At 51.8% G+C, this 13,786-nt stretch carries 10 protein-coding genes; 7 read left to right on the top strand and 3 right to left on the bottom strand.

Annotated features, from left to right (window positions below):
• Window positions 1-572: 572 nt before the first annotated feature.
• The gene (gene pdxK / locus MHI43_RS28475; RefSeq protein WP_015737541.1) at window positions 573-1,385 is read left to right on the top strand and encodes a pyridoxine/pyridoxal/pyridoxamine kinase; all 813 of its coding nucleotides are present in this window, start codon (window positions 573-575) and stop codon (window positions 1,383-1,385) included.
• Between the two features lie 261 nt (window positions 1,386-1,646).
• The gene (locus tag MHI43_RS28470) at window positions 1,647-2,297 is read left to right on the top strand and encodes a VTT domain-containing protein (RefSeq protein WP_015737540.1); all 651 of its coding nucleotides are present in this window, start codon (window positions 1,647-1,649) and stop codon (window positions 2,295-2,297) included.
• 207 nt (window positions 2,298-2,504) lie between these two features.
• Here the strand turns inward: MHI43_RS28470 and MHI43_RS28465 are convergent, their stop codons facing one another.
• Window positions 2,505-3,125 carry a hypothetical protein gene (locus tag MHI43_RS28465; protein WP_009590113.1) on the bottom strand — a complete coding sequence of 207 codons (621 nt, stop codon included), beginning with the start codon at window positions 3,123-3,125 and terminating at the stop codon, window positions 2,505-2,507.
• 307 nt (window positions 3,126-3,432) lie between these two features.
• Here MHI43_RS28465 and MHI43_RS28460 point away from each other — a divergent pair, with 307 nt between their 5' ends.
• Together MHI43_RS28460 and MHI43_RS28455 are read left to right on the top strand one after the other, a co-directional pair.
• A complete protein-coding gene (locus MHI43_RS28460; protein WP_015737539.1) occupies window positions 3,433-4,506 on the top strand; it encodes an ATP-binding protein in 1,074 nt (357 codons plus the stop codon).
• Between the two features lie 61 nt (window positions 4,507-4,567).
• Window positions 4,568-5,791, top strand: coding sequence for an MFS transporter (locus tag MHI43_RS28455; RefSeq protein ID WP_015737538.1), 1,224 nt, complete (start codon window positions 4,568-4,570; stop codon window positions 5,789-5,791).
• 159 nt (window positions 5,792-5,950) lie between these two features.
• Here the strand turns inward: MHI43_RS28455 and MHI43_RS28450 are convergent, their stop codons facing one another.
• Complete coding sequence (locus MHI43_RS28450; RefSeq protein WP_015737537.1) at window positions 5,951-7,669, bottom strand: ribonuclease J; 1,719 nt, start codon at window positions 7,667-7,669, stop codon at window positions 5,951-5,953.
• A 183-nt stretch (window positions 7,670-7,852) separates the two neighbouring features.
• Between MHI43_RS28450 and MHI43_RS28445 the strand changes: the two genes are divergently transcribed.
• Entirely contained in the window at window positions 7,853-8,605 is a 753-nt protein-coding gene (locus MHI43_RS28445; RefSeq protein ID WP_015737536.1) for a YqcI/YcgG family protein, read from the top strand.
• A 343-nt stretch (window positions 8,606-8,948) separates the two neighbouring features.
• On the top strand, window positions 8,949-10,331 hold the full coding sequence (locus tag MHI43_RS28440) for a glycosyl hydrolase family 18 protein (RefSeq protein ID WP_341283187.1): 1,383 nt from the start codon (window positions 8,949-8,951) through the stop codon (window positions 10,329-10,331).
• On the opposite strand, the gene MHI43_RS28435 is transcribed toward MHI43_RS28440, so the two are convergent.
• A complete protein-coding gene (locus MHI43_RS28435; RefSeq protein ID WP_015737534.1) occupies window positions 10,326-11,204 on the bottom strand; it encodes an AraC family transcriptional regulator in 879 nt (292 codons plus the stop codon). The genes MHI43_RS28440 and MHI43_RS28435 overlap by 6 nt on opposite strands.
• Before the next feature lie 172 nt (window positions 11,205-11,376).
• Here MHI43_RS28435 and yicI point away from each other — a divergent pair, with 172 nt between their 5' ends.
• Window positions 11,377-13,704 carry an alpha-xylosidase gene (gene yicI, locus MHI43_RS28430; protein WP_015737533.1) on the top strand — a complete coding sequence of 776 codons (2,328 nt, stop codon included), beginning with the start codon at window positions 11,377-11,379 and terminating at the stop codon, window positions 13,702-13,704.
• Window positions 13,705-13,786: the final 82 nt, after the last annotated feature.

Here is a 13,786-nt window from a genome sequence, read left to right as displayed (position 1 = left end):
AAAGGGTTGTAAAGATAAACTCCAACGAAGCAGGCGGAATTGTTCTGTAGAAACGGAGTGGTCGCCTTTGCCCCCGAATTCCAACGATTGATATCGTGGTTCAAAGGAATCTGGGGCAACAGCGATCAGAGTAACAATCCGCAGGCGAAGTGATGCGTTACCATGAAGGATTCGACATCTACGAATCACGTTAAATTGATTTTGTTTTAAAGGGTTTTAAAGATAAACTCCAACGAAGCAGGCGGAATTGTTCTGTAGAAACGGAGTGGTCGCCTTTGCCCCCGAATTCCAACGATAGATATCGTGGTTCAAAGGAAATTTGGGGGCAACAGCGATCGGAAGAACAATCCGCAGGCGGAGTGATGCGTGATCAAGCAAATTTCGACATCTACGAATAGACGTCAATCCCAGTTTTTCTTTAGAGATCAGGAAGAGAAGGCATCGAAGCTCAATCGACTTGATCTCGCAAGAAAAACAACCGCTAAAGAAGGATTCGACATCTGCGAATAGACGTCAATCCCAGTTTTTCTTATAATAGAGTAATCATTTTACAAGCGAAGGGAACATGGAACATGACGATACGAAAAGCATTAACCGTAGCCGGCTCGGATACAAGCGGCGGCGCTGGCATCCAGGCCGATCTGAAAACCTTTCAGGAATTTGACGTATACGGAATGACCGCACTGACCACGATTGTCTGCATGGAACCAAAAACATGGGATCACCAGGTTTTCCCGGTAGCTTTGGATATCGTTGAAACGCAGCTGAAAACCGTGCTCGAGGGCATCGGCATCGATGCCATGAAGACCGGCATGCTTGGATCCGTAGAGATCATCGAGCTCGTTTCCCAGTATATCGACCGCTATGATCTGAAACGGATCGTCATCGATCCGGTGATGGTCTGCAAAGGCACGGATGAAGTGCTGCAGCCCGAAAATACGGAAGCGATGCTGGAATTCCTTCTCCCGCGCGCCGATTTGGTAACGCCAAATCTGTTCGAGGCGTCTCAGCTGGCCAAATCCGGTCCGATCACGTCCCTGGATCAAATGCAGGAGGCTGCCGCCATCATTCACGAGCGCGGCGCAAAGAACGTGCTGATTAAAGACAGAGGCAAAATCCGCGAAGGTAAAGCCATGGATCTGCTCTATGACGGAAACAGCTTCGAATGGTTCGAGGCCGACGCCATCATTACCAAGTACACCCACGGTGCGGGCTGCACGTCATCCGCTTCCATCACGGCCAATCTTGCCAAGGGCTTGAGCGTTCGCGAGTCGGTACAGCAAGCGAAAGCCTTCATTACCCAGGCGATTTCGAACGGCTTCCCGCTGAATGAATTCGTAGGTCCGACAAGGCATTCCGCACACCGCAGTTTATCTGCAAATTAAACAAGATGCATTTCTTTGCAAGCTTATTCATGTTTGAAATTCGGCTTGCGAGGAGCGACCGAAAACCTTTCTTCCTGGAAGAAAGGTTTTTTTGTTGTTAGTCGAACCTGCTGCATATAGTATATAGGTGCAAAGGCATGCTTCGTTCTGCGCGTTTTTTCGGCAGGGATCAAGCGGCCTAGGTCCTTTCCAGTATAATTATGTGCTATACTTTATAAAGGGTCTGATAGAAACAGGAAGAAAATGTTTAGGGGTTGAGACATGTTTCAGGACATTTTGGATTTTTTGATGAAGTTTGGTCCATGGGGATTGTTTATTCATTCGTTTGCGGATGCTGTCATTTTTCCGGTTCCCGCCTTTTTTCTGCAGGTTTCGCTTAGCATCATGCACCCGCAGAATGCACTGTGGCTGGCAACGTATGGTTTTATCGGATGCTTGCTGGGGACGCCGCTGGGCTATTTGATCGGAAAGCTGCTTGGGAAGTCGGTATTATACAAGATACTGAAAAAAGAGTGGATTGACGCTGCAACGAACATGTTTCAAAAAAACGGCGAAGCCGCCATACTGATCGGCTCCTTTACGCCGGTTCCCTTTAAAGTGTTTACGATTCTGTCGGGATGTTTGAAATTCCCGCTATGGAGACTGTTGGCATATGCCGCGCTTGGCCGGGCTACCAAGTTTTATGTGGTGGGTACCCTGTTCTATCTGTACGGTAACGCCGCGGAGGGCATGGTTAAGGATGTATCGTTATATATTGCGCTGATCGCCGTTCCGCTTCTGTTGATCGGCGTGTACTTCAACCGCAAACGCAAGCGCAAGAAAATGGAGCAGCAAAAGCTGGCTGAATCCGGTCCTGTCGTGGTGGAGAAGGCGGTTCTGGAGCAGGCGTCGGATCAGACTCCATCGGCCTAACGCTAGAGAATGACGCCGGGGGTTAACCCCCGCGAGGAACATATAAAATAACCCCACAAAGTGGAGCCTATGCTTCGATGCTTATTCCAAATACTTTGCGGGGACCCCAAAAAACTTATTTAAAAAAAGCAGCCGGGTGCGAGCCCGGCTGCTTTTTTCCAAGGTATCAGAGAAACATATTTATATCATAGCTACATATTCTCGGTATTAACCCGTTTTTCCGATTCTGAAGAACTTGCCTCGGCCTTTCGTGGTCACAGGAACAAACGTCGGCGACGGGGACAACGGGGCTGGCATATCTTGAGCAAGATAACCGTGGAGAGGCCCGCGATAGACTTCATTCAACTGGGGGGAGTGGGAGAAATCTTCCGGCGTTACAAGATGACAAGGCTTGTTCACAGGCCGCAGGCCTGCTTGCTCCAGCACCGTCGCGACAAAGTGGGAGCAGAAAAAAGCATCATCACGATCGATATGAATCCGAAACAATATACCCAGCAGCCCTAGCAGATTATATTTGTAGCGGTCCTGATCACGCATCATCTCTTTGACAAGATTGTGCATGCGCTGATAGTCTTCATTACTGACGCGGAAGCGATATACCGCGCACTCCGAAGTGTAGAAGAAAGGGTCACGCAGGTTCTCGCGAACCAAACCGCCGTCAAACGGATTGTTCGCCTTCTTTCGCCCAAAGCTGTACACTTCGCGTAACTCGGAATCAAACGCTATGGATGCATGGTTAAGTGGGGCCTTCGTGAAATATTGGATCATTCTGCTGAACCAGGTGCCCGTGCCTGTAAGCACAATCCAAATATCTTGTTCCGTGTACATACTCGCAAACTCCTTTGTTAACGATCCTAACGACTAGCAATTGTAAATGACTTGCTTTCTTTCACAATAAACGAAAAAGCCATGGCGTTCAAGTCAAAAAAAACCATTTTCTCTCAATTTCACTAGAATAGCGCTGGGATAGACACCAAATATTAGAAACCTCATATCCAATATATTCGCTTCATGTCCGAATTATCCTTTGGATTGTTTTATTTATATTCCATATAGGCTAAAGGAGAAGCAATCCCATATCTAGAAATTAGGTAAAACCGATTTGAACAATGAAAGACAGGAGGATCTCCAAACGATGATGAATAGTGAATGTCTCAGCTATGATTTTATGGTTCAGGCGATAGAAGTTGCGCCGATAGGAACGGTATTCATCGATTCAGAGGGGAGCATTATCCGAATCAATCCGGCCGCTTGCACGATGCTCGGATATGAGGAGGACGAATGTCTGCATCATCCCTATAACGATTGGGTTTATCCGGAGGACGTAAATAAGGACAGGGAAATGATGGAAAAATTTAAAACGGGCCGGATCTCTTCCTTGCAAATGGAAAAGAGATTGATACATAAACAGGGAGATATCAGGTGGGTATCGTGCAGGCTTAGCACAGCCCGCAGCAGAGAGGGAAGGGCGCTGGGCTATGTAGCGCATTTGACGGATATCACCGACATGAAGAGAGCGGCCGATCAGGAAGAGAAGCGGCTGATCCAGTCCGACAAGCTGTCCATGGCCGGGCAGCTTGCCGCAGGAATCGCCCATGAAATCCGAAACCCGATGACGTCCATCAAAGGGTTCGTGCAGCTGATTCGCTCCGGCGCCGGACGGAAGGATGAATATTTCGATATTATCTCTTCGGAGATTGAAAGGATCGAACTGATCGTCAGTGAGCTTCTGTTCTTGGCGAAGCCGCAAAGCGTGAAATTCGAGCGTGCCGATATCCGGCAGCTGCTGGAACAAGTGATTACGTTATTAAATACGCAGGCGATTATACATAACGTAGAGATCATAACCGATTTTGGAGAGCAAGAGGCCAATGTGGACGGTGACGTGAACCATCTGAAGCAGGTCTTCATCAACTTTATAAAAAATGCGGTGGAATCGATGCCGGACGGCGGCGAGTTGACCATACGACTGGAGAGAGGTAGCGACGAGACCGTGGCCATCCATTTCACGGATAACGGATGCGGAATCCCGGAATCGATCCTATCCCGTCTCGGGGAACCGTTCTTCACAACGAAGGAGAAGGGCAACGGCTTAGGGTTCATGATCAGCAAAAAAATGATCGAGGATCACAGAGGGCAGGTGTATGTGACCAGCAAGCTTCAGGAGGGAACGACCATAACGGTCATGTTACCGCTAAGCATAATCTAGCTTGACCGGACGTATGGTTCGCTCTACATTATAGAAAGATATAGGAGAGGGGGCGGTTAAAATGGGCAACATGCAATTGTTAAAAGAGCCCAAACGGCGCAAGCTGCTGTTCAGCGCGGGTGCCAGCTGGATGTTCGATGCGATGGATGTCGGCATGATTTCGTTTGTTGTTGCGGCGTTGGCAGCAGAATGGTCGCTAAGCTCGCAGCAGGTCGGCATTCTGACAAGCACCACATCGATCGGAATGGTATTCGGCGCGGCCATGGCCGGATTTCTGGCGGATAAATATGGACGGAAAAATATTCTGCTGTGGACACTGCTCATATTCTCGATAGCGAGCGGGCTTTCCGCTCTGGCTACCGGTTTTGTCATGCTGTGCTTGATGCGCTTTATCGCCGGATTCGGACTTGGCGGAGAGCTTCCGGTAGCTTCAACGCTGGTATCCGAAAGCATGCCCGTTCATGAACGGGGAAGAGCGGTGGTGCTGCTGGAAAGCTTTTGGGCGGCAGGCTGGATACTATCCGCGCTTATTGCTTACTTCGTCATTCCGGATTACGGCTGGCGGACAGCCTTTGTCATCGGGGCTTTGCCCGCGTTCTATGCTCTCTACCTGCGGCGAGCCATCGAGGATTCGCCAAGGTATATCGAGCAGAAGGCCAAGGCCGTCCGGAAGCTGACCTTCGGGCAGCGTGTGGCCTCGGTCTGGTCGGTCGAACATCGGCGTACGAGCATTATGCTGTGGATATTGTGGTTTACGGTCGTATTTTCATATTACGGGATGTTCCTGTGGCTTCCCACCGTCATGGTCGATAAAGGATTCAGCTTGGTTCGAAGCTTCCAGTACGTGCTGATTATGACGCTTGCCCAATTGCCGGGGTATTTCACGGCGGCGTATTTTATCGAGAAGTTCGGACGTAAGTTCGTGTTGGTTACTTATTTGGTGCTTACGGCGCTGAGCGCAATTTGGTTTGGCTACGCCAATACGGAAGGCTCGCTGCTCGCCGCAGGCATATCCTTGTCCTTCTTCAATCTGGGAGCATGGGGAGGCTTGTATGCGTACAGTCCGGAGCTTTATCCGACGAAGGTTCGTTCAACGGGGGTCGGGCTTGCCACATCGTTCGGTCGGATCGGCGGCGTGATCGCGCCGCTGCTCGTCGGCGTGCTGAAGCAGAATGGTACCCGCATCGAAATCATTTTCGTGATGTTTTTCGTAACCATCCTGATCGGGGCGCTGGGGGTACTGGTGCTTGGCAAGGAAACGAAAGGCCTGGAGCTTGCAGACTAAAGCAGGCCCGTGCTTTATGGCTTGATTTACAGGAAGGGCGATAGGCTTCGAAATTCATGCTTTCTAATATGACTAAAAAAGGGTGGATCCCAAGGTTCAATGACTTTGGGTCCACCCTTATTTTAGTGTACAGCGTCAAGCGTCAGCGAGATCGAAGCATTATACCTCCATGATGGAAGGCATAATGTACGGGCTTCTGCCAAGCTCCCGCTTGAAATAGCGGTTGAGCGTGTTGTTGGTCATCTGCTCCCAGGCAGCACGATTGTATTCCCGCTGTTCGCCGGCTTTGTTCAGCTGTTTGCGGAGCATCGCTTCGGCCCGGCGCAGAAGCGGCTTGGAGTCCTGCATATACACGAACCCGCGGGTAATCAGCTCCGGTCCGGAGAGCAGCTTGCGCGTTTCCCGGTTGATGGTAATCGCGACGATCACCACGCCATCGTGAGCGAGCTGAACGCGTTCCTCAAGCAGCTCCTTCTCATGGGTGCGCAGTTCACCATTGTTAATATAGACGTCACCCGAAGGGATGTTCCGGCCTTTGCGCGCATAATTGCGGAAAAGGGACAGCGTGTTGCCGATGTTCATCAAGTAGACGTTGCTGTCGGGAACCCCGACCTGCACGGCAAGATGACGGTGATTGAGCATCATCCGGTATTCTCCGTGAATCGGCACAAAGTATTTGGGACGCAAGCTGCTGATCATGAGCTTCAAATCTTCGCGGCAGCCGTGGCCCGAGGTGTGGATATCGAGAATGGAGCCGTATTTAACTTCGGCCCCGGCCCGCATTAAGAGATCGATGCTGCGGTTAACGTTCTGGGTGTTTCCGGGAATCGGCGATGACGAGAAAATGACGGTGTCCTCCGGATGAATCTGGATCGAACGATGGGCACCCGAAGCGATGCGCGTCAGCGCCGCATTAGGTTCGCCCTGACTGCCCGTGCAAATAATCAGCACCTGGTCGTCGCGATAGCGGTTAACGGCTTTGACGTCAATCATCATGCCGTCCGGCACGCGAATATAACCAAGCTCCTGGCCGATCACAAACACCTTTTCCATGCTGCGGCCGACGATGGCGATTTTGCGGCCGGTTCGAATGGCGGCTTCGACCACCTGCTGCAGACGATGAACGTTGGATGCAAAGGTCGCAAACAGGATCCGCCCGGGACACTCCTGGAACAGGCGCAGAATGGAATCGCCGACGGTGCGCTCCGAAGGGGTAAAGCCGTCGCGTTCGCTATTGGTGCTGTCGGCCATCAGGGCCAGGACGCCCCGTCCGCCGATATGCAGAATTTTGTGCAGATTGGCAGGCTTGTCCTCCGGCGTAAAATCAAATTTAAAGTCCCCGGTATGTACGATCGGTCCGTACGGAGTTTCGACAACGACCCCGAAGGCATCCGGAATGCTGTGGGTGGTTCTGAAAAAATGAACGGAAAGATGACGGAATGCAATCGTCTCGTCTTCATGGAATATGCGCAGATCACTCTGATCCAGCAGGCGATGCTCTTCCAGCTTCGCACGAACCAGGCCGATGGTCAGGGCTCCGCCATAGATCGGCATCTGAATTTGACGAAGCACGTAAGGAATAGCCCCGATATGGTCTTCATGGCCATGGGTCAGGAACATACCCTTTACTTTGTGCTTATTATCGAGCAAGTAACGGATATCCGGAATAATGTAATCGACGCCGCTCATTTCGGCATCCGGGAATTTCAGTCCGGCATCGATGATAATGATCTCGTTTTTGAATTCGACGCCGTACATGTTCTTTCCGATCTCGCCAAGCCCCCCCAGCGCAAAGATGCGCACGGGAGGAGCGGACGGCCTCGGTTTTTTGGCGGGTTTGGCAGTTTGAATCTTATCGGTTAGCAGGGGTTTAGACATAATGTGAAAGAATCCTCTCTATGGTAATTAAGGCATAAGCCTGGTATTTTAATTTCTTCTCTACTTAAGATATCAGAAAGTTCAAGCTTTTGGGAAACGCTTTTCAAAATTCATGTGCATTTCGTCCGTGACAGTCACCTATTTTTACCCACTCTTATATGCTGTAGAAGAGGAGGACTGGTGATGAGCGGTTTAATGAGGTTGGACGATATGGATGCAGCCTATGGATTGCCGGAGGAATGGCAGCGGGAAGCGAACGTTAAGCTGACTGAGAAAATGACGGATCGTTCCGCCAAATTCCCCTGCATTCCGGCAGTGCAAGGACATGCGCTGAATCATTTTAGATACGGTTTTATCAACCGCGGCGAATCGCAGGAGGCGGCGGGGCAATTGGCCGCACTGCTGCATGAGTTCGGGCTCGGCTCCAGGGGCTTCGGCCCGTATACTTCCCTTGTCGTATTTATAAATACGGAACATGGCCGAGATAGCCTCGAGGGCGTGGAGTATTATGAGCGTTTGTTCTGGCAGCTGCTGAGCCGGACCACCGAATACGATACGGAGCCTTGGCCGGCGGACCTGCCGGGGGAACCAGACGATCATCTGTGGGAATTTTGTTATGCAGGCGAGCCTTATTTCGTATATTGCGGAACGCCGGCACATGAGCTTCGCCAGAGCAGGTATTTCCCCTACATGATGCTTGCTTTTACGCCTCGTTGGGTTCTGAAGCAGTTCAATGCCCGGGCCAGGCAAGCTGAACATACCAAAGTGCTGATACGCAAGCGGTTGACCGAATATGATCCAGTCCCCCCGCACCCGGACTTGAAGTTCTACGGGGCGGAGGACAATTATGAATGGAAGCAATATTTCCTGCGGGATAACGAGGAGTCTCTGTCGAAATGTCCGTTTGCAAGGCTGCACAAAGAGACTCATAAATAGAAAAATAACATGCTTCTATCATCATACCCTAAATTGGAGTAAGGGTTAACAGGCATTCCATTTCAAAAGCTGCCACTTATGCGATCATCCGCAGGGTGTCGGCTTTTTTTTGCGAAGATGCGCTGCTGTGACAAGGTATAGGATTTTGCCCCTGAATTAGTAAATCTTATCCTTGTTGTACAAAAAATGACCAAGTTACACTTAAAGTGTTTCATTCGATTTCATCCCAATGCGTCAGGAGGTGTATAAGGTACGGAGCTTTCACCAGATTTGAAAACGCTTTAATGAGCCGAATACCCATGGAGAAGGAGTTGTTTAATGAATGACAAGGCTGTCCAGAACGATGAAAGGATGGATTCTCGGACTTATCGCCGTACTGGTGTTCAGTGTCTTTCCTACGTCCCAGGTTCAAGCCGCCGAGGCCTGCGCTGAGCCTGCTTGGAGCAGTTCTGCCGTATATGGCGGGGGCAATATCGTATCCCACGGAGGTAAGGCCTGGAAAGCAAAATGGTGGACTCAGGGTGAGATGCCCGGAACGACGGGACAGTGGGGAGTATGGGAGGATCTGGGAGCGTGCAATCCAGGGACACCACCGGTAGATCCCCCGGTGGATCCGCCAGTAGACCCGCCGGTAGATCCTCCGGGGACTGGTGATCGGATGTACGTCGCTTACGCCAGCTCATGGAACACCAGTATCTACGATTTGACGACTGCGAACATTCCCAATTACATCACGCATCTCAATCTAGCATTCGTAAGGCCGGACACCACGTATACGCAAGGGTCGTATGCGTTTGATCAAGCCGTAGCGGGCTTGGAATTCGTGGAAGGAGCCACGACGCCGAATGGGCAGCGTAAATTTACGGCCCAGCAGTCGCAGGATCTGCGCAACAACATCGCCGCACTGAGAGCCCGCGGAACGAAAGCGTTCCTCTCGGTAGGAGGCTGGTCGTACAGCCAAGGATCGCAGTGGTCCAGATTCAATGCCAAGAACATCGTCGATTTGGCCCTGGATCTTGGCGCAGCCGGCGTCGACATTGACTGGGAATCCAGCGGCAGCAACTGCAACAAAGGAACGGCTGCCCAGTTCAGCTGTACCAAGGATGGCGAGATCGCAGGCATTATAACGAGCCTCTACAATGAAATCCAAGCCAGGAACGCGAATTTACAGATTTCCATCGCCGGCTGGTCCACGGGCGCCTATTATGTGAAGGGGACGCCGTTTGAGGAAGGCAAGGTCCAATGGGGTTCTCCTTTTGGCGGTACCATGTACCGCGTGGTTAAGGATCATGGCAGCAAGATCGACTTTATCAATCTGATGTCCTACGACGGCGGTATTTACTACGACCCGCGCGAAGGTTATGAATCCTACAAGGCGATATACAACGGACCCATCAATATGGGCATGCAGATTGCGCCGGAGGGATCCGGCGGGGCCGTCCTGCAGTTGAATGCCGCACCGGGAACGGTATACGATGCCGATATGATGAACGGCCAGAATAACATCGCGACGGCATATTATAATGTAGAAACGATGGTAAACTACATCAAGAATAAGGGAAGAGCGAACGACGGATTCATGCTGTGGCAGCTCTGGAAACAGCGGGTTCATCAGCCAGCCCCGTCAGGCGCGGCGAACGAGAACAGCGCCGGCCAATACGTATGCCGGAACCTGCCGCTCCAAGGGGACTGCAATCAGGTCATACCAAGCCTGCCGAAATTATAATTTCTTCCGATATTCAGAAGGCGTGCAGTTCATGATTTTGCGGAATACCCGAACAAAATAACTGATGTGTCCAAATCCGACATCGAGTGCGATGTCGGATATTTTATTGTCCGGCGAACGAAGGAGCTCGGCCGCCTGGCGAACGCGATAGGAATTCATATAGTCGACGGGCGTTTGCCCGGTCATGGATTTGAAGAAGCGGCAGAATTGGCCTTCGCTCATCGGAATCAGGTCAGCCAGCTCACTTAGACGAATAGGACGATGGTAATGACTCTGGATGTAGAGAATGACCTTCTTTAAGCGTTCCGTTCTCGTCATGTCCGCCGCTTCGCTCCGGCTGCGGTTGGCAAGCCTGCCGGAGGATGCGGCCTGAAACAGCATGAGAAACAGATGCCCCTTAATGGCAGCCTCATATCCAGCCGGTTTGTGCTTGGACAGCAGCATCATTTCTTTTATATGCTCGAGCAGGCGCTCATCGGTCCCGGAGGTCATCCGTCTTGGAAAGGCGGCTCTCCGCTCCTGGAAGGGAACGATCATCCCTTCCTGCACAAGATCATAGCTGCTGCTGGCGAGCATGCCGACATCGAACACCATGGCGCAGAAGCTGCACCCTTCATTGCCTTGGGCGTGGCCAGTATGCAGATCTCCCCCATCGATAAATATCGCCTCGCCCGCACGGACGGGGATATATTCCGAATCGATCTGAAACAGCACCTCGCCTTCCATCACGTAAAAAATCTCCGCTTCCTTATGCCAATGGGAGTCTACCACATGGGCGCCGGGGGCAAATTGATACCAATAGGCACCGAATGGGAAACGCTCATTCCCGTGGACGGTGCTTTCTTTTAACGACTGGCGGAAGGATTGATCCATGATGTACCTCCTTGGGATGTGAAATGTCCCTGAACACTGCTTTCTGATATCAAAATTGTGCTATAAAACAATCGGATATTGTTAGAATAGGTAAAAACGGATCAGTATAATGATATTATAACGCTTACATCTGAAAGTTCAATTTTAAAAATATAGAAGGGCGGAAGTAACGATGAAATTTACAGACGGCAACTGGCTAATCCGGGAAGGATATTCCGTTTCGGGAGCGGTTCAGGCCTATGATTTTGCGGTAAAAGGAGATACGTTGACGGCTTATGCTTCCACGGCACCGATTCCGGGCAGAGGAGCGACCATCAATGCGCAGCTGATCACCGTGCAGTTTCATTCCCCGGCACCCGGCGTCATCGGCGTGAAGCTGGTTCACTATGCGGGCGTAAGAGATCGTGGACCTGCATTCGAATTGTACAAACAGGAGGGTGACCATACGGTCATCGAAGAGAACGATCAACAGGCTGTTCTTCGGAGCGGCAATCTGAGCGTCGTGATCAAGAAAGGCCCGGAATGGTCGGTCCACTTCTATAGAGGAGAAGAGCGCATCACCGGCAGCAGAGCCAAATCCATGGCGCATATCGTGGAGGACGGCGGACAGACCTACATGCGCGAAGAGCTCGATCTTGGCGTGGGCGAGTGGGTGTACGGCCTTGGCGAGCGATTCACTTCGTTTGTGAAGAACGGCCAGGTTGTGGATATTTGGAATCAGGATGGCGGCACAAGCTCCGAGCAAGCCTATAAAAATATTCCGTTCTACGTGACCAACAAAGGCTATGGCGTGTTTGTCAACCAGCCGGACCTCGTATCCTTTGAAGTAGCTTCAGAGAAGGTGAAGAAGGTTCAGTTCAGCGTGCCGGGCGAGTCGCTGGAGTATTTCGTGATTGACGGGCCCGACCCGAAAGGCGTTCTGGACAAATATACAAGCCTGACAGGCAAACCGGCGCTGCCGCCGGCTTGGACCTTCGGTTTGTGGCTATCGACCTCCTTTACGACCCAATATGACGAAGCGACCGTAAACTCCTTCGTGGACGGTATGCTGGAGCGCGACATTCCGCTGCAAGTGTTCCATTTTGACTGCTTCTGGATGAAGGGCCTCAACTGGACGGACTTCCAATGGGATGAAGAGGTATTCCCGGATCCTGAAGGCATGCTGAAGCGACTGAAAGAAAAAGGCTTGAAAATCTGCGTATGGATCAATCCGTATATCGCGCAGCGTTCGCGCCTCTTCGAGGAAGGCCGTGAGAAGGGCTATCTCGTGAAGAAAGCCAATGGCGATGTTTGGCAGTGGAATTTGTGGCAGCCGGGCATGGCGCTGGTGGACTTTACGAATCCGGATGCTTGCGAATGGTATGCAGGGTACCTGCGCGAGCTGGCTGATATGGGCGTGGACAGCTTCAAAACGGACTTCGGCGAGCGCATTCCGACGGACGTTGTGTATTTTGACGGCTCCGATCCTCATAAAATGCACAACTATTACACCCAGCTGTACAACAAAGTGGTCTTTGACGTGCTGGTCGAGAAATTCGGCAAGAATCAGGCGGCGGTATTCGCACGCTCCGCAACCGTTGGCGGACAGCAGTTCCCTGTTCACTGGGGCGGCGATTGTTATGCGGATTATGAATCGATGGCGGAGAGCCTGCGCGGCGGCTTGTCCCTCGGTCTCGGGGGCTTCGGCTTCTGGAGCCATGACATCGGCGGCTTCGAAAATACGGCTCCGGCGCATGTGTTCAAGCGCTGGCTGGCATTCGGCTTGCTGTCCAGCCACAGCCGTCTCCATGGCAGCAGCTCTTACAGGGTGCCATGGTCTTACGACGAAGAGGCCGTAGACGTTACGCGCTTCTTCACGAAGCTGAAGAGCCGTCTGATGCCGTATCTGTTCCATACCGCGGTACAGGCATCGGAGCAAGGCGTGCCGAGCATGCGCGCCATGTTCTTGGAATTCCCGGAGGATCCTGCAGTCGAAATGCTGGATCGTCAGTACATGCTGGGCGATTCCCTGCTCGTAGCACCGGTATTCAGCGAGAAAGGCGACGTGAAGTATTATCTGCCGAAGGGCCGCTGGACGCATCTGTTAACCGGAGAAACGGTGGATGGCGGAACCTGGCGCAAGGAAACGTACGGTTTCCTCGGACTGCCGTTGTTCGTACGCGGCAACTCGTTCCTCGCCTTGGGTGCGAGCGACGCCCTTCCGGAATATGACTATGCAGACGGAGTAGAGCTTGGCTTGTATGCATTGGAAGACGGCAGCGAAGCTTCCGCCATCGTTCGCAACATGAACGGAGAGAGCGAGCTGGTTGTACGGGCTGTGCGTGCAGGCAGCCGGATCCATTTTACGGTGGAAGGCAGCGGCAAGCCATTCTCGGTGAAGCTGCATGACACAGGAAACGTTTCTTCCGTGGAGGGCTCGGGAGTGAGCCTGCAGGAAGGAAAAATTCAAGTGGAAGCCGGTCAACAAGCAATGGCCTTCAGCGTTGCGCTCGAAGGATAAGCTCGGGTTCCCCCTGCTGTTAAGCGGGTAAAAACATAGTGAAGATGAGCCCGGACCAGCTTTGTGCTGGAGTCGGGCTTCT

It is taken from the genome of Paenibacillus sp. FSL H8-0457, assembly GCF_038051935.1.
GTDB lineage: Bacteria > Bacillota > Bacilli > Paenibacillales > Paenibacillaceae > Paenibacillus_AQ > Paenibacillus_AQ lautus_A.
The sequence above is the reverse complement of the archived record's forward strand: the minus strand, read 5'-3'. Positions and strand labels throughout refer to the sequence as shown.

Bases quoted from the DNA above. Each gene is read 5' to 3' on its own strand.
- MHI43_RS28460 (WP_015737539.1), top strand. From the start codon at position 3,433: ATGATGAATAGTGAATGTCTCAGCTATGATTTTATGGTTCAGGCGATA.
- MHI43_RS28465 (WP_009590113.1), bottom strand. From the start codon at position 3,125: ATGTACACGGAACAAGATATTTGGATTGTGCTTACAGGCACGGGCACC.
- MHI43_RS28455 (WP_015737538.1), top strand. From the start codon at position 4,568: ATGGGCAACATGCAATTGTTAAAAGAGCCCAAACGGCGCAAGCTGCTG.
- yicI (WP_015737533.1), top strand. From the start codon at position 11,377: ATGAAATTTACAGACGGCAACTGGCTAATCCGGGAAGGATATTCCGTT.
- MHI43_RS28470 (WP_015737540.1), top strand. From the start codon at position 1,647: ATGTTTCAGGACATTTTGGATTTTTTGATGAAGTTTGGTCCATGGGGA.
- pdxK (WP_015737541.1), top strand. From the start codon at position 573: ATGACGATACGAAAAGCATTAACCGTAGCCGGCTCGGATACAAGCGGC.
- MHI43_RS28445 (WP_015737536.1), top strand. From the start codon at position 7,853: ATGAGCGGTTTAATGAGGTTGGACGATATGGATGCAGCCTATGGATTG.
- MHI43_RS28440 (WP_341283187.1), top strand. From the start codon at position 8,949: ATGAAAGGATGGATTCTCGGACTTATCGCCGTACTGGTGTTCAGTGTC.
- MHI43_RS28435 (WP_015737534.1), bottom strand. From the start codon at position 11,204: ATGGATCAATCCTTCCGCCAGTCGTTAAAAGAAAGCACCGTCCACGGG.
- MHI43_RS28450 (WP_015737537.1), bottom strand. From the start codon at position 7,669: ATGTCTAAACCCCTGCTAACCGATAAGATTCAAACTGCCAAACCCGCC.